Source organism: Halorussus sp. MSC15.2, from assembly GCF_010747475.1.
In the GTDB taxonomy this organism is placed as follows: domain Archaea; phylum Halobacteriota; class Halobacteria; order Halobacteriales; family Haladaptataceae; genus Halorussus.
The window spans coordinates 16,959-31,809 of sequence record NZ_VSLZ01000007.1; the positions used below are offsets into that span (position 1 = coordinate 16,959).

Here is a 14,851-nt window from a genome sequence, read left to right on the forward strand (position 1 = left end):
GTCACTCGTCGAGCCACGTCGTGTGGAAGTTCCGCAGGAAGGGGATGTGGGTGAACCCCTTCACGTTCGACCGCCGGGCCGCCACGTCGTCCTGGTGAATCAGGTAGGCGTGGGGCACGTCCGCGATGAGCTTGTCCTCCAACTGCTGGAGGAGCTGTTTGCGCTCGTCGCGGTCGAGCGCCTTTCGCTGTTCGGCGAGCAGTCGGTGAACCTCGTCGTTCTCGTAGTTGACCCAGTTCCAGACGCCGTCCGCGCTCGGCTTGCGGTAGAAGTTGTACAGCGACTGGTCCGGGTCGGGGTCGCCGACGCTCCCGCTGATGGTCGTGTCGTAGTTGCCCTTCTCGTAGCGCTCCCAGTAGGTCGAGGAGGTGACCTGCTCGACGCTCACGTCGAAGCCCGCCTTGTTGAGCTGCTGGCGCATCGCCTTCGCGGCGCGGAGGCTGTCCTTCGTGGTGAGGATGCTGAAACTCGCGCCCGACGCGCCCGACTCCTCGAGGAGCTGGCTCCCCTTCTCGGGGTCGTAGCTCTGGTCGTCGGGTTTGTCCTCGCGCCACACCCACTCGGTCGCCTTGTTGATGGGACCCTTGGCGGAGATGGCGTTCCCGAAGTAGGCGGTCTGGATGAACTGCTCGTTGTTGATGGACTTCGCGACGCCCATCCGGGCCTTCTTGGAGCCGAACGGCTCGCGGTCCTGATTCATCGCGAGACCGTACCAGTTGACGCCCGGCGCCGAGAGCTTCTCGACCTCTCCCGCCTGCTCGACCTTGTCGATGTTCTGGAGGGGGACGAGGTTGGCGAAATCGACGTCGCCGCCCCGGAGCGCGTTGACCAGCGTGGCCGGTTCCGAGATGGGATTGATGTCGATACCGTCGAGGTACGGGAGCGAGTTCCCGTTCTCGTCGGTCTCGAAGTAGTCGTCGAACGCGTCGAGCGTGATGCCGGACCCGACCTCGTGCTTCGTGACCTTGAACGGTCCAGTGCCGACGGGCTTGATTTTGTACTGGTCGGCACCCATCTCCTCGATGGCGTTCTTGTTGACGATGGTCGCGGCCCGGCCCGGTCCCCGAGTGAGGTAGATGAGCGCGGGTGCCATCGCCTCCGAGAAGTTGAGTTCGACCTCGTAGTCGCCCTTGACGTTCACGCCGCCTTCGTCCACGGGTTTGAGCGACCCGAGCTTTCCGGCGGCCGGGGCCTCGTTGGAGATGGTCCGGTTGATTGTGTACTTCACGTCCTCGGCGGTGAACTCGTCGCCGTTGTGGAACTTGACGCCCTCTCGGAGCTGGAAGGTGAACTTCTTGCCGTCGTTCTCGACCGTCCAGTCCTTCGCGAGGTCGCCCCGCACCGTCAGGTCCTTCTTCAGGGTCACGAGACCGTTGAACACGTTGCCCGCGACTTGGAAGTACTGACCCACGCTGATGTACGGCGGGTCCAGCACGTCGATGCTGCCGGTGAACCACGCCGCCTGCAGGCGACCGCCCTGCTTCTGGTTCGCGTCGGCCTGCGTCTCGGTCTCGGTTTCGGTCCCGTCGCCGCCGGACGCGGTCGTCCCCTGCGATTCGCCGCCGTCGCCCCCGCCCAGACACCCCGCCATCCCCGCGAGTCCCGTCGCCCCCAGCAGCTTCATCGTCGTTCTGCGGTCCACAACCGGTCCGCTCAGCGCTTCGTCTGACACACCGTTCGCCTCACCGTCTCCACTGTTACCGTCTATCATGCTCGTACTCAATACCAGTCTGGTTCACCCTCTTGGTATTGTGACCGTCTATATTCGGGCTATCCGGAAAACCACGTTACTGCGGGCAATCAGTACCCCATTCGAAGGGGTTAATCAGCTCGGGCGACTTTGGAAATCCCATGCGCGAAGTGACGCTCCGGTTGCGCCACCACGGCGAACCCGAGAGCGACATCAGCGAGAGATACCCGGACATCACGCTCGAATCCGCCTCGTCGCTGACCGGGAGCGCGGCCGAGCGCAAACGAATCATCGAGATTACGGGTCCGGCCGACTCGATAGAGGGGTTCCTCGACGACTTCGAGGCCGCGGACCCGGTTCTCGACGTGACGCCGCTCACGTCGTTCGACGCCGCGCGGGTCGCGGTCGCCATCACCTACGATAGCTACCAATGGGACAGCATCTCCCAGCGACTCTCGGACATGGGAATTCACCACCGCACCGGGACGACGATTACCGCGGGATGGGAGCGCTGGACGGTGTACGTCGAAGACGGCGACGACGTGAGCGAGATAATCGAGTCGCTGGAACGCGCGGGCAACGACGCGGAACTAGTCCGGGACGTCGCGCTCAGCGAACTCGACGGACAGAGCCACCTCGAACTGTTCGAGATACTGGAGGACGAACTCACGCCCAGACAGTTGGAGGTGCTGAAGACGGCCATCGACCGCGGGTACTACAGGCCGAAGACCGACGTGACCATCGAGGACATCAGCGACGCGGTCGGTATCGCGCCGACGACGACGTGGGAACATCTCGCCCAAGCCGAACACAAAGTGATGGACCAAATCGGCGAGTATCTCCTGTAGCGGTGTCGGCCGTTCTCCGCCGAGGTTACGTCTCCCGAGTCGGGGTCACGCCTGCGTCCGAATCAGGTTCCCGGCGAGCAGCGCGGCCGTCACCGCGATGGCCGCCAGCGCGAGGAACAGACCGCTCGACGACGCGTAGGTCAGGATGACCCCGGCCATCGCCGCGCCGAGCGCCCCGACGCCGAACACGCCGAGGTAGGTGTACCCGTACGAGAGGCCACGAAGTCCCGCCGGGGTGTACTCGGCGACCGTCGCCTGATAGAACGGCTGGACGAGGAAGAGCATGAATCCGAGGACGGCGCTGACACCCAGCAGAGCCACCAGCCCGGCGTTCGAGGCCGGAACGAAGATGACCGCGACGACCGCGAGTCCCGCGAACCCGAGCATGATACCGCGCTCGGTCTCCATCCTGTCGGTGAGTTTCCCGCCCGCGTACTGTCCGGCGATGCCGACCATGAGCAGTCCGGCGTACAGGTACCGCGAGGGTTCGAGGCTGCGGCCGCCGAGCGAGACGGGGTCGAACATCGGCAGTCCGGCGAGCAGGTCGGGCAGGAACGTGAGCGTCCCCCGGTAGTAGAGTCCCGAGCACATCACGATGGCGAACACCGCGGCGAACCCGGCGGTGAACAGTCGCCGCGACTCCGAGACCAGTTCCGACAGCGACGAGACGGTGTCGGCTTTGGAGTCGCTCGTCCCGCCGTCCGTGGCTTCGACCGAGGCGGTCTCGTCGAACTCGACGGTGAGCGACAGCAGGACCGCGACGCCCGCCGGAATCGCGAGCAGCGCCGTCACCTGTCGCCAGTCGAACGCCAGCAGCAGGAGTGCGGTGGCCAGCGGACCGAGCGCGATGCCGAGGTTCCCCGCCATCCCGTGGTAGGCGAACGCGGTGCCGCGCTGGGAGACGCCCTTGCTGATGAGCGACAGCCCCGACGGGTGGTAGACGCTCGCGGCGGCCCCCCAGAGGAGGAGCGCGACGGCGACGAACCCGACGCTCGGGGCCACGCTCAGGAGCAGGAACGACGCTCCCATCCCGACGAGACAGGCGATAATCAGGGGCCGCGAGCCGTAGGTGTCCGCCAAGATTCCGCCGGGGAGCGCGCCGAGGCCGAACAGTCCGTACCCCATCGAGACGACGAGTCCGATGGTCGCGGGCGTCACGGAGAACGCGTCGAGCCAGACGGTCACGAGGATGGGAATCGAGAGCTCGTAGGTGTGAACCATCGCGTGGGCGAGCATCGCGACGCCGACGATGGAACGGTCGTTGTCGTTCATACTGAGACGGTGTGGATGCTCGTAACGCGTCGGCCCGAACGTATAAACGGCGACCCGGATGTAATCGGCCGCGGCGAGCGACTCCGTCCGGACGACCGACCGAGGAGCGACGCCGAACCGTCGCCGGTCAGTCTCGGAGCGCCTCGACCGGGCGCTCGTTGGCGGCCTTCCACGCGGGGTAGAGACCGCTTATCACCGCCGCGCCCACGCCGAACGCGAACCCGAGACCGATGTACCAGAACCCCTTCGCCGTGAACGCGAACGGGTCGCCGAGGAGTTGCAGGTTGATGAGCAGGCCGAGTGCGACGCTCAGCACGGCACCGACGAGCGCGCCGACGAGTCCGAGGAGCGCCGACTCTCCGAGCATGAGTCGCAGGATGTCGTACCGGCCGTAGCCGACCGCCCGGAGGACGCCGATTTCCTCGCGGCGCTCGATGACGCTCATCAGTTGGACGTTCAGGATGGAGATGCCCGCGACCAGCAGCGAAATGCCGCCGACTCCGAGCAGGAAGAGGTTGATGGTGGACATCTGCTGGTTGAACCGCTCGATGGAGTCCTTGAAGTCGATGATGCGGTAGCGGTCCTCGCGGCCGAACCCGAGACGGTTGCGGAGCATCACCGCCGTCTGGTTCGCCTCCGTCGGGGAGTCCGCTCGAATCTGGACCTGCGTGTAGTTGTCGCCCGCGAACGTGGACATCGGGACGAGAACGCCGTCGTCGAGGCTCTGGAACGCGCCGCCCCGCGGTTGGTCTTCGAGGACGGCCGCGATGCGGTAGGACTCCCCGTCGAGGGTGACGCTGTCGCCGGGCCCGACGTCGTAGGTGTCGGCCGTCTCCGCGCCGACCAACACCTGCTTGCGCCACGTGTCGGGTATCGTCCCCCGCTCGGGCGAGAGGCGCGTTCGGGCGCCCTCGACGCCGTACACCGAGACCGACCCGGACTGCCGGAGATGCGTGAGCGTCCCGCGACGCTGCTTCAGCGCGTACACGTCGTCGTCCCCGTCCACGTACGACTTCACCTTCGAGACCTGACTCTGGGTGAGGACCCTGTCGGCGTCCTCGCCGGGGACCACCAAGACCGTGTTTCCGAACGTCGCGCCTTGGAGGAACGAGAGCTTGAACGCGACGCCGAACACGCCTAGCGAGGCGATGGCGACGACGCCGATGACGACGCCGAGCATCGCCAGCGCCGACCGGGTCTTGGCACGAGCGAGGTTCCTGCGGGCCAGCATCGCCAGCGGGAAGCGCTCGAACAGCCAGTCCATCATCGGAGATTCCCGTCCACGAGTTCGATGGTTCGGTCGGCGAACTCGGTCACCTGCTCGTCGTGCGTGACGGCGACCACGGCGACGCCCTCGTCGGTGATGCGGCCGAACTCCCCGAGCACCTGCGACCCTGTGTCGCGGTCGAGGTTGCCGGTCGGTTCGTCGGCGAGCAGGAGGTCGGGGTCGTTGACGAGCGACCGGGCGACCGCGACGCGCTGTTTCTGTCCGCCGGAGAGTTGGTTCGGCAGGTGGTCGAGTCGGTCGCCCAGTCCCACGCGTTCGAGCAGTTCCGTGGCCCGCCGGTGGGTGGTTTTCCGGTCGCGCTCCAGTAACCGGGGGACCTTGACGTTCTCGACGGCGGACAGCGTCGGGATGAGGTAGAAGTTCTGGAACACGAACCCGACGGTCCGCTTGCGGAGTTGCGTCCGCTCGGCGACCGAGAGGTCGCTCACCGCCGTCCCCTCGACCGAAACGGTGCCCTCCGTGGGGGTGTCGAGCAGACCGAGTTGGTTCAACAGCGTCGATTTGCCGCTCCCGCTCGGACCGACGATGGCGACGAACTCGCCCGCCCGAACCGTCAGGTCGATGCCCTTCAGCGCCCGCAACACCTCCCCGCCGGATTCGTACTCCTTGACGAGGTCCCGCGACCGGATGACCGCCGACCCCTGTCGGTCGGCCTCGGCCGCGTCCCCGACCTGATTCTTCTCGGGGGAGACGGAGGTGTCCTCGGCCGTAGCGGGGCCGTTCTCGACCGTGGCCGAACTATCGTCGGCCGTAACGGAACCGTCGTCAGTCACCACCGAACCACCTCCACCCGCCGACGAGCGCGACCACTCCGACGAGGGCGACGCCACCTATCGCCGTCAGCGGAAGCGACGAGTCCGAGTCGACGACTTCGTCGGCGCGGTCCGGGGCACGTCGTAGGTCAGCGAGACCGTCCGCACGCGACGCACGTCGTCCACGATGTAGCTCACGCGCAGCGGAATCGTCACCGACGAGGCGTTCGAGTCGAGGTTCGCCTGCACTTTGAACGAACTGAAGTCGCTCGACGGAATCTCTCCGACGAAGTACTCCGCGGTCGATTGACCGGGGCTGACGTTCGAGTTCGACTGGACGCCGACGACCACGCTCAGCACGTCGGTCGTGCCGACGTTGCTCGCGCTCCCCGTCACCTGCAGGGTCTGGCCCCGCCGGGAGACGGAGATACCGGTGAGATTGACGGCCCCGGGATTCGAGAGTTCCGTCAGCGTCGGCGTGAGGGTCCGAGTGACCGACCGCTGGGTCCCGTTGGCGGTCGTGTATTCGAGGTCCGCCGTCAGGTTCACCGTCTCGGACGTCTCGCCGCTCACCTCGAAGGAGAACGTCTCGGTCGCCGTTCCCGATAGCTGGGCGACGTTCCGCCGGTTGTCCTTCACCGACACCCCGTCGCTCTGAACCTGTAGCTCGACGTTCCGAATCGGCTCTCGGACGCCGTTCGTCAGCGAGACGTTCAGCGTCGTCCGACTGCCGGGCAGGGTCGATTCGGCTTCGACGGCCATCAGGGGATGGGGGTCGAACACCGTGACATCGACCGGTTGGACGACCTCGTAGCTCTCACCGTTCCCGTGTCGGAACTCGACGCGAACGTAGAGGGTGTGTTCGCCCGTCTCGCCGAGTTCGAGCGACTGGCGGTTCTGAAGGCTGTCGCCCGACCAGAGGCGTTTCTTCGGTTTCTCCTCGGCGACCACGTCGTCGCCGTCGGGGGTCCGACGGATTTCGACGCTCTCGACGAAGACGTTCCCGTCCCCATCGTCGACGTTCTCGACGTGCGTGGTCAGGGTGAAGTTCGACCCCACCTCCGGTTGGGTCTCGTTGAGTTCCGTCCGGACAGTCACCAGCGTCGGGGCGGCGGTCTGTGCGACGGCGGCGTCTACGGACGCGGCGTCTTCGGTCGGGGTAGCGTCCACTGCGTGGGGGACGACACCGGCACCGACCGCCGAGAGCAGGACCACGAGACAGGTGAACAGTTGGGTCTTCGTCATCTGGCCACTCTCCGGTCGGCCGCACAGTCAGTCCTCTGCGGTTCGGAGAGCGCGCTCGCGTTCGAAGATTGGAAGCGGCCGTCACCGGGCCGGACCTCGCGTGCCGGTCGTGAGCCGGTTTCGGCACCGCTACCACGTTGTCTGATTAAATACATTTCGTATACGTCCAGTCTCGATGCTATCATTAATAATCTTAGGATTCGACTCCGGACGTCACTGACCCGCAGAGGAACCGACGTTTCGAATCAAAACGGAGTCGCCATTCGAGGACAGTACTGCCGACGAGACGGGAGTCGGTGTGGACGGGAGTACTGGACTATGTGGAGACGGTGGGTACTCGACGGAGACGGACCTACTCCGGACTGATGGGCAGGTCGTACTCCCGCGCTCGCCGCCGAATCGCCTCGGCGTCGCCCGTCCGCAGTTCGCCGTCCTCGTAGACGACGTCGCCGTTCACCATCGTGAACTCCACGTCGTCGCCGTGGGCGGAGAAGACGAGGTGTGAGAACACGTCGTGGAGGGGAACGGCGCGAGTCACGTCTGTCGTCAGGCCCACGACGTCGGCCTTCCACCCCGGTCGGAGGCGGCCGACGTCGTCGAAGCCCGCCGCTTTCGCACCGTTCTCGGTCGCCATCTCGAAGACGAGTTGCGCGGGGGTCGTCGTCGGGTCGAGGTGTTCGACCTTCTGGAGCAGACTCGCCTGCCGCATCTCCGTGAAGGGGTCGAGCGTGTTGTTACAGGGCGGGCCGTCGTTGCCCAGCGCGACGTTGATGCCCCGGTCAACGTAGTCCACGATGGGTGCGATGCCCGACGCGAGTTTCATGTTCGAGGACGGGCAGTAGGTGACGTGCGTACCGGTCTCGGCCAGCACCTCGCGCTCGGACTCGTCGGTCCAGATGCAGTGGGCCAACACCACGTCCTCGCCGGTCAGACCCACTTCGTCCAGCCAGTGGATGTTCCGGCGGCCGGTCCGTTCCTCGACCGTCTCGACCTCGTCGCGGTTCTCGCTAGCGTGGGTGTGGATGCGCACGCCGTCGTACTCGTCGGCGAGTTCGCGCGACCCCCGCAGGCACTCCTCGGTGCAACTCACGGCGAAGCGCGGTGTGACCGCGTACTGGATGCGCCCGTCGTGCGTGTCGTGGTACTTCCGAATCAGGCGCTCGGTGTCGTCGAGTCCCTCTCGGGTCCCTTCCAGCAGACCGTCGGGCGACTCGGTGTCCATCAGCACCTTGCCCATCCGGGCGCGGATGCCCAACTCGCCCGCGGCCTCGAACGCCTCGTCGGCGTGGCGCACCGAGAGGTGGTCGATGGCGGTCGTGACGCCGGACTCGAGCAGTTCGAGGTAGCCCAGTTCCGCGGCGACTCGCATCCCCTCGGCGTCGAGCGACGACTCCATCGGCAGCACGTAGTCGAACAGCCAGTCCAGCAGGGCCGTGTCGTCGGCGATACCACGGCCGAGCGACTGGACGGAGTGGACGTGTCCGCCGACCACGCCCGGCGCGAGCAGGTCGTACTCCGCGCGCTCGTGTCCGGAGTAGGTCTCGACCAGTTCCTCGCGGTCGCCGACGGCGACTATCTCGTCGCCCTCCACGACCACCGCGCCGTCCTCGACCACTGTCTCGGCGTCCGCGACGACCGTTCCCTGTAGTAACATCCCGGCCCGACTATGGGGGAGTCTGTAAAATACCTGCTGATTTCCGCCCGTCGGCGACTCTCGGGTCGGTCCGCTTCGACCGACTCCTTCGTCTTCGACCCGCCGAAACGTCGGACCGATTCGGGGCTGGCTCCGGTGTCTGCTAGCGGACATCGAACGTTGTTCCCGTTCCGGACCTCTCGTCGCGGTCCGTTCGTTGGCCCGACTCGAAACCAAATTACTTAAACTTTGCATGAAGGAATCTCGGACTATCAGAATAGATGTTTCCCCGAAACACTACGTCAGTGAACCGCTGGCTCCAGAATCCTGCACTGCGTCGCTGGCTCGTTCGGATTCCGCTCGTTCTCAGTCTCGGCCTCGGACTGGCTGCACTCGTGGGGCACATTCTCTTTTCGGACGTCGTCGCCGGTGACTTTGAGGCCTACTATTACGGTACGAAGGCGGCTCTCGACGGGGACGCACTCTACTTGAACGAACAGTACTCCAGTCAACACGGCGAATTCATCTACCCGCCGGTGACGCTCCTCTACTTCGCCGTCTACACGCTATTCCCGTTCACCATCGCGTACGGTATTCAGTTGGTTGTCTCGCTCGTGGCCGCTAGCTACGCCGCGTGGGCGGCGGTCCAAACGATTCGGACCCACCGTTCGCTCTCTCGGACTGATTCGGTCCTCATCGGACTCTTCTTCCTGTTCTCGGCCTGCTCGCTCGCTGCCCTCTCGCTAGGGCAAATCAACCTCCTCCTGCTCGCGCTGCTCGTGTTCGGCTACCGACGACTCGCCGATAACGAGCAACTGGCCGCCGGGGCCTCCTTCGCCGTCGCCGCTATCCCGAAGCTGTTCCCCGGACTTCTCGGTCTCTACCTGCTCTCCCGCCGAGCGTGGCGGGCGGCACTCTCGGCCATCGCCGTCGGCGTGGGAGGGATGCTCGTCGGCGCCCTCGTCTTCGGTTACGGGTTGACCCAGAACTACTTCGTCTGGTTGGTAACCAACCGCGGTATCAAGACGGGGACGCTCTCTTCGGCGACGCCTCCCTCCGAGGACCTCTACATCGTCACGCTGATGCGGCCGCTCGCGAACATCTTCCCGTCGCTGGACGTTTCGGGCTACTTCGTCCTTTCTCTAGTGTTACTGCTTCCGGTCTGGGGATACGTCTACGCGGATGTGTCGGGGGTACGCGACGACCTCGTCGCGTTTCTCGCGACACTGGTCGTAATGGTGATTCTCGTCCCGCCTCAGCTAATCTACGGGGTGTTCATCTACTTCCCGCTCGTGGTACTTTACTACCTGACGCACGACCATCGCCGCCGCGCAATATTCGGGGTCTCGCTAGTCCTCATCAACGTCATATTCGTGCCGGAACAGTTCGCCACTGCGCTCCAAGCCCTCTCGCTTCCGTCGCCGTTCGTCGCCGACGTAATGGGAGTCGTTCGGCCGCTCCTCGGGTTCGCGTCGGTCCCGCTGCTCGGGTTTCTCGCGGCACTGCTGGGTTGCGTCGTCCATCGCGCGACGGCATGACGACCTCCACGTCGCGTCCGGTTGGATTCGGCACTTCGGTTCCGCCCGCCGCTACGTCTCTTCCACTCGCCACGTAAAGTCGACTCGAACACGTAGTTGACGACGAACCCAACTCCGATTCCGGCGACGTTCGCCAGCAGGTACCAAAGTCCGAACACATTGTGGAGTACGTGGAGTACCAACACCGCGACCCCGACTCCGCCGGTCCGGACCACGTTCGATTTCAGAAACCGACGGACGAGCGAACCGAACGAGCGGTCCACGCGAATACGTCACCGAGGTGGCGTCGGAGAACCGACTGGGGGGACGCTATCGTGGCGTCCGGATGACGACGCGACCCGACGCAGATGTCGACGTCCACCGTCTGTAGCGTGCGGACCAACTCCGCGAGCGACTCCGCGGCAGTGCTTCCGTCGGCGTCGGCGAACAGCACGATGTCCACGTCGGGAGACAGACTCTCGAACCCATCGACGATAGCGGCACCTTTCCCCCGCCGCGTCGCCGAGTGATTGACCGTCACGTCAAGGTCGTCGATTGGAACCTCGATATCGCCGTCGAGTTCAACCCGTATCTCCTCCGGAGCGAGTACCGAAGTGACCTCGACAATGTAGTCCCGAAGAATATCAGAATCGGGGTTGTAGGCAGGGATGACCAGTCCTACAGAGCAGTCGATACGTGTTCCGATAAAGACTACGAGTATAGTTATTTTGGCATATTACACGTCGTTCTTAGAACATCGCAGAGGGAACTGGGAAAAACTACCACGGTCGGGTCTCTCCTCCATTCCCGTCGGTTCGCGGTTCGATACCTCCTCACCCCGCTGGCGTGGCCGCTTTGAGGTCGTAGGTCACCCCGGTCAGGTCTTCGGAGACCTCCCAGAGTCGCTCCGCGCGCTCCCGGTCGTAGGAGACGTCGCTGGACTGCTGGACGCTCGGCGGTCCCCGCATGTTCATCAACCCGCCGGGACCGACGTACTCTCCGCCCTCGATTTGCGGGGCGGTGGCGGCGTACAGCATCGGGAGCGCGCCCTGCTCGGCCGACTGTGCGAGGACCGCGTTCGCGGCTTTCATCGCCCAGAGTCGGAGGGTCGACCCCGCCATCTCCGGACCGCGGCGCTGGAGGTTCGTGGCGGCGTACCCCGGGTGACAGGCCACGCTGGTCACGTCCGCGCTCGCGTCGTCGAGTCGGCGCTGGAGTTCGTAGGCGAACAGCACGTTCGCCAGCTTGCTCTGGGCGTAGGCGTTCCACTCGTCGTAGGCGTCCTCGTGCTGGAGGTCCGCGAAATCGATGTCGCCGTTCTCGTGGACGCCGCTGCTCTGGGTGACCACTCGGGTCTCGCCGGGCGTCTCGCGGAGTCGGTCGAGGAGCAGGCCGGTCAGCGCGAAGTGGCCGAGGTGGTTGACGCCGAACTGCATCTCGAACCCGTTCTCGGTCTCGCGCCGCGGAATCGCCATCACCCCCGCGTTGTTGCAGAGGACGTGCAACTCGTCGTGGGTGTCGCCGAACGACTCGGCGAACGACTCGACCGACGAGAGGTCGGCGAGGTCGAGTTCGGCCACTTCGAGCGACCCGCGGTGGCCGCCCTCCGTGTCCTCGCTCCGGAGTCGCCGCTTGGCGTCCTCGCCGCGGTCCTCGCTCCGGCAGGCCATGACGACGTGGGCACCTTTCCGGGCGAACGCGCGGGTCGCCTCGTAGCCCAGACCGCTGTTCGCGCCCGTGACGACGACGGTCCGGTCGTCCATCTCGGGCATCCGGTCCGCGGTCCACTCGCCGCGATTCGGTGACATGTGTCCGTGTAGGGTCGGCAGTCACTGAAAGGCATCGCCGCGGCAAGAACGCCTATAGCGATACGGTCCTCCGAGTCGAGTATGCCGGGCGACGATTCCGGGACGAGCGAGCGGGAACCGTCCGAAAGCGACTCGACCGCTCAGGACCTGACCGACGCCGAACGCGAGGCGCTCCACGAACTGCAGGTCGGCATCGAACACGTCCGCCGGGGGTACGGCCGCCTGCTCGACTGCCACCATCAGGTCGGCCGCGGGATGGACCGGTTCGACGCCGCGCGCGAGAAACTCCGCGAAGCGGGCCACGACGAACTCGCCGACGAACTCCGGGACAGCCACCTCCCCGCGGGCGCGGTCGGGGACCAGTGGACCTACCAACTGGTCGAGACCTTCGAGGCGGAGTTCCTCGCCACAGTCTCAGAGTTCGAGGCGTCTGTCCGCGAGCAGTTAGCCGACGGAGAGAACCACGTCACCGAGCGGAAGTGCCAGCGCGAGTGGCGCGACCGGGCCGACGGCGAGGACTGGCGGAAGGACTGAGACCCTACTCTCGGCGCTTCACGACGAACCCCCGACACTTCGGACAGACGACCACCGAGCGCTCCTCGAACGTCGCCCTGCAGAGCGTGCAGACGTAGTCCCCCTCGTCGCCGGTACGGCGTCGCTCGACGAGTCGGCTGAAAATTCTCACGGGAGTGCCGACGCGACGGACGGGGAAAGTGATTTCCGCCGGCCGCTGACCTGTTTGCCCGCTTGCGATTCTGACGCCACTGGCGACCATTGTCCCGACCCGCGGATTTTTGGCCGGTGAGAACTACCGTAGGACCGATGAGCGAACAGCGAGGCGACGACGGACCGCCGACCGACCGCGAGTCGCCGGTCGGCCAACCGGTCGTCCGCGGCGACGAGACGGTCACAGGACAGGACGCCGAGCAGGCCAAGGCGTTCGACCCGACCGACCCCGAGAGCGTCGCGGCGGCCGCCGAGACTGTCGGGAAGTTCGCCGAGAACACCGCCGGGGGCGAGGACAACGTGTATATGCTCCGGGGGGCGGCGGCGTGCGCCGCGCTCGTTCGCGGCGAAGGGTCGTACAAGGCCGCGGCCGAGCGCGCGGGCGGCGACGTGACGGTTGCGTTCATCCGGAAGTGGGCGCGCGTCCACGACCTGCCCCAGTCCATCCGTCGCTACGTCGCCATGGGGCACGTCGCGCCGACCGCGGCCAAGCACATCGCCCGCGTCGGCGGCGAGGAGCGCTTCCAACTCGCGTGGGCCGTCCTCGACGGTGACCTGACAGTCCGAGAGGTCCGGTCGGTCGCCAGCGAGGTCAACGGGGGCACTCCGGTCGAGGACGCGCTGGCCGACCACGGCGTAACGCCGGGCGAACTCACCGTCACGCTCCCGAACGACACCTACCGGGAACTCCGCCGGACCGCCGCGATGGAGGGACGGGACCCCGAGGAACTGGTCGCCGAGGCGCTGGACGAGAACCTCTCCTGAGCGTCGGGCACTACCGCAGGAACTCCGCCGCCGCGTCGGACAGCACTTCTCCCGCCGTCAGCACCTCCGCCCACGGAATCGTCTCGTCGGGGAAGTGGGCCTGCTCGATGGACCCCGGACCGAACATCACGGTCGGGATTCCGGCCTCGTTGTACCAGCGAGCGTCCGCGCCGTAGGTCGCTCCGCGGGAGTCGGCGTCGTCGAGTCCGTTCGCCGCCATCGCGCGCTGGACCGCCCCGACGACCGGTTCGTCGGCGTCGATTTCGGAGGCCTCGAACTGGACCGAGAACCGCTCGAACTCCGGCGGATGGTCGGTCAACCACTCGTCCTCGGCGACGAGTTCGGCGAGGCGCTGGTCGAAGGTCTCCTCGACCTCCGCCACCGTCTCGCCCGGCGCGACGCCGATTCGAAGCTCGGCCGTCAACTCGGCCGGAACCGACGACGCCCAACTGCCCGCCTCGACCCGGCCGACGACCACGGGCCACGGAACTGGGAAGTCCTCGTAGAGCGGATGGGTCACGCGCTCGCCGCGTTCGGTCTCCAACGCCGCGAACGCACGCCGAATCTCCTCGAAGTACGGGAGGACGTCCACGCCGCGCCACCGGGTCGCGGCGTGGGCCGACCGGCCGGTGAGGCGGAGGCGCTTCATCAGACTCCCCTCGGAGGCCGTGACGGGCCGGAGGTCGGTGGGTTCGGCGATTATCGCGGCGTCACGGTCGAAGGGATAGGGGTTCGACAGCGCGGCCGAGGCCGCGCCGATACCGCCCGCCTCCTCGCCGACGACGCTCTCGACCACGATTCGTCCGTCGAGGGACTCGTCGGTCGACGCTTCGAGGTGTTTCGCCGCGAAGACGCACGCCGCGAGACCGCACTTCATGTCGGCTGCCCCGCGCGCCGTGAGCGTCTCCTCGTCGCCGTCCCCGCGCCACGTCGGGTCGAACGGGTCGCTCGACCACGACTCGCGGGCGACCGGCACCACGTCCACGTGCCCGTTCAGCACGAGCGTGTGTCCGGCGTCGGGGTCGCCCATTTCGAGGACACCGCCGACGCTCGGCCGGTCCGCGACGGAAATCGCGTCGGGGTCGTCCGGGAACGAGGAGTGGGCGGCCAACTCTTCGGCGTCGGCGGTCCACTCGTAGGTCTCGAAGCCGAGTTCGTCGAGACGCTCTCGGACGTACGCCTGTGCGGGCGCTTCGTTCCGCTGGGTGGTGTCGAATCGGAGGAGTTCCTCGGCGAACTCCCGGAGGTCGTCGCCGCGTTCGCGGGCGAATTCGTTCATGCGCGAATCGACTGACGGGGTGCGGGTA

The 14,851-nt window shown here is 66.2% G+C and carries 15 protein-coding genes and 1 pseudogene; 5 read left to right on the forward strand and 11 right to left on the reverse strand.

Features of this window, described 5'->3' with window-relative positions; genetic code table 11:
* Position 1: 1 nt before the first annotated feature.
* On the reverse strand, positions 2-1,672 hold the full coding sequence (locus tag FXF75_RS19335; RefSeq protein ID WP_309221868.1) for an ABC transporter substrate-binding protein: 1,671 nt from the start codon (positions 1,670-1,672) through the stop codon (positions 2-4).
* Positions 1,673-1,851: 179 nt separating this feature from the next.
* Between FXF75_RS19335 and FXF75_RS19340 the strand changes: the two genes are divergently transcribed.
* Positions 1,852-2,538: a helix-turn-helix domain-containing protein gene (locus FXF75_RS19340; RefSeq protein WP_163523658.1), complete on the forward strand. Its 687-nt coding sequence runs from the start codon at positions 1,852-1,854 to the stop codon at positions 2,536-2,538.
* A 45-nt stretch (positions 2,539-2,583) separates the two neighbouring features.
* Here FXF75_RS19340 and FXF75_RS19345 read toward each other — a convergent pair whose 3' ends face one another.
* The 5 genes from FXF75_RS19345 to FXF75_RS19365 form a co-directional block, all read right to left on the reverse strand.
* Entirely contained in the window at positions 2,584-3,810 is a 1,227-nt protein-coding gene (locus FXF75_RS19345; RefSeq protein WP_163523660.1) for an MFS transporter, read from the reverse strand.
* Positions 3,811-3,937: 127 nt separating this feature from the next.
* Positions 3,938-5,077, reverse strand: coding sequence for an ABC transporter permease (locus FXF75_RS19350; RefSeq protein WP_163523663.1), 1,140 nt, complete (start codon positions 5,075-5,077; stop codon positions 3,938-3,940).
* Positions 5,074-5,727 (reverse strand): ABC transporter ATP-binding protein, encoded by a 654-nt coding sequence (locus FXF75_RS19355; RefSeq protein WP_163523868.1) that lies wholly within the window; start codon positions 5,725-5,727, stop codon positions 5,074-5,076. Before FXF75_RS19355 ends, FXF75_RS19350 begins: the two co-directional genes overlap by 4 nt.
* 210 nt (positions 5,728-5,937) lie before the next feature.
* Complete coding sequence (locus FXF75_RS19360) at positions 5,938-7,095, reverse strand: hypothetical protein (protein WP_163523665.1); 1,158 nt, start codon at positions 7,093-7,095, stop codon at positions 5,938-5,940.
* Positions 7,096-7,447: 352 nt separating this feature from the next.
* Complete coding sequence (locus tag FXF75_RS19365) at positions 7,448-8,749, reverse strand: 5'-deoxyadenosine deaminase (protein WP_163523666.1); 1,302 nt, start codon at positions 8,747-8,749, stop codon at positions 7,448-7,450.
* A gap of 467 nt (positions 8,750-9,216) precedes the next feature.
* Between FXF75_RS19365 and FXF75_RS19370 the strand changes: the two genes are divergently transcribed.
* On the forward strand, positions 9,217-10,266 hold the full coding sequence (locus tag FXF75_RS19370; protein WP_163523668.1) for a glycosyltransferase family 87 protein: 1,050 nt from the start codon (positions 9,217-9,219) through the stop codon (positions 10,264-10,266).
* Positions 10,267-10,403: 137 nt separating this feature from the next.
* Here the strand turns inward: FXF75_RS19370 and FXF75_RS23570 are convergent.
* Positions 10,404-10,529: pseudogene (locus tag FXF75_RS23570) on the reverse strand (hypothetical protein); the annotation flags it as partial.
* On the reverse strand, positions 10,490-10,888 hold the full coding sequence (locus tag FXF75_RS19380; protein WP_375335555.1) for a glycosyltransferase: 399 nt from the start codon (positions 10,886-10,888) through the stop codon (positions 10,490-10,492). The pseudogene FXF75_RS23570 and the gene FXF75_RS19380, both read right to left, overlap by 40 nt.
* On the opposite strand from FXF75_RS19380, the gene FXF75_RS23405 reads away from it, so the two are divergent.
* Entirely contained in the window at positions 10,772-11,104 is a 333-nt protein-coding gene (locus tag FXF75_RS23405; RefSeq protein ID WP_309221870.1) for a hypothetical protein, read from the forward strand. The two genes, FXF75_RS19380 and FXF75_RS23405, sit on opposite strands and share 117 nt — an antisense overlap.
* Here the strand turns inward: FXF75_RS23405 and FXF75_RS19385 are convergent.
* Positions 11,079-12,053 carry an oxidoreductase gene (locus tag FXF75_RS19385; protein ID WP_163523670.1) on the reverse strand — a complete coding sequence of 325 codons (975 nt, stop codon included), beginning with the start codon at positions 12,051-12,053 and terminating at the stop codon, positions 11,079-11,081. The two genes, FXF75_RS23405 and FXF75_RS19385, sit on opposite strands and share 26 nt — an antisense overlap.
* An 81-nt stretch (positions 12,054-12,134) precedes the next feature.
* Between FXF75_RS19385 and FXF75_RS19390 the strand changes: the two genes are divergently transcribed.
* Positions 12,135-12,587 (forward strand): hypothetical protein, encoded by a 453-nt coding sequence (locus tag FXF75_RS19390; RefSeq protein WP_240334809.1) that lies wholly within the window; start codon positions 12,135-12,137, stop codon positions 12,585-12,587.
* A 4-nt stretch (positions 12,588-12,591) separates the two neighbouring features.
* Here FXF75_RS19390 and FXF75_RS19395 read toward each other — a convergent pair whose 3' ends face one another.
* Positions 12,592-12,738, reverse strand: coding sequence for a hypothetical protein (locus tag FXF75_RS19395; protein WP_163523672.1), 147 nt, complete (start codon positions 12,736-12,738; stop codon positions 12,592-12,594).
* A gap of 137 nt (positions 12,739-12,875) precedes the next feature.
* On the opposite strand from FXF75_RS19395, the gene FXF75_RS19400 reads away from it, so the two are divergent.
* A complete protein-coding gene (locus tag FXF75_RS19400; RefSeq protein ID WP_163523674.1) occupies positions 12,876-13,544 on the forward strand; it encodes a hypothetical protein in 669 nt (222 codons plus the stop codon).
* A gap of 10 nt (positions 13,545-13,554) precedes the next feature.
* Here the strand turns inward: FXF75_RS19400 and FXF75_RS19405 are convergent, their stop codons facing one another.
* Entirely contained in the window at positions 13,555-14,823 is a 1,269-nt protein-coding gene (locus FXF75_RS19405; RefSeq protein WP_163523675.1) for a M20/M25/M40 family metallo-hydrolase, read from the reverse strand.
* Positions 14,824-14,851: the final 28 nt, after the last annotated feature.

Excerpts from the sequence above, each read along its gene's own strand:
- FXF75_RS19340 (WP_163523658.1), top strand. The coding sequence starts at position 1,852 with ATGCGCGAAGTGACGCTCCGGTTGCGCCACCACGGCGAACCCGAGAGC.
- FXF75_RS19345 (WP_163523660.1), bottom strand. The coding sequence starts at position 3,810 with ATGAACGACAACGACCGTTCCATCGTCGGCGTCGCGATGCTCGCCCAC.
- FXF75_RS19350 (WP_163523663.1), bottom strand. The coding sequence starts at position 5,077 with ATGATGGACTGGCTGTTCGAGCGCTTCCCGCTGGCGATGCTGGCCCGC.
- FXF75_RS19360 (WP_163523665.1), bottom strand. The coding sequence starts at position 7,095 with ATGACGAAGACCCAACTGTTCACCTGTCTCGTGGTCCTGCTCTCGGCG.
- FXF75_RS19365 (WP_163523666.1), bottom strand. The coding sequence starts at position 8,749 with ATGTTACTACAGGGAACGGTCGTCGCGGACGCCGAGACAGTGGTCGAG.
- FXF75_RS19385 (WP_163523670.1), bottom strand. The coding sequence starts at position 12,053 with ATGTCACCGAATCGCGGCGAGTGGACCGCGGACCGGATGCCCGAGATG.
- FXF75_RS19390 (WP_240334809.1), top strand. The coding sequence starts at position 12,135 with ATGCCGGGCGACGATTCCGGGACGAGCGAGCGGGAACCGTCCGAAAGC.
- FXF75_RS19400 (WP_163523674.1), top strand. The coding sequence starts at position 12,876 with ATGAGCGAACAGCGAGGCGACGACGGACCGCCGACCGACCGCGAGTCG.
- FXF75_RS19405 (WP_163523675.1), bottom strand. The coding sequence starts at position 14,823 with ATGAACGAATTCGCCCGCGAACGCGGCGACGACCTCCGGGAGTTCGCC.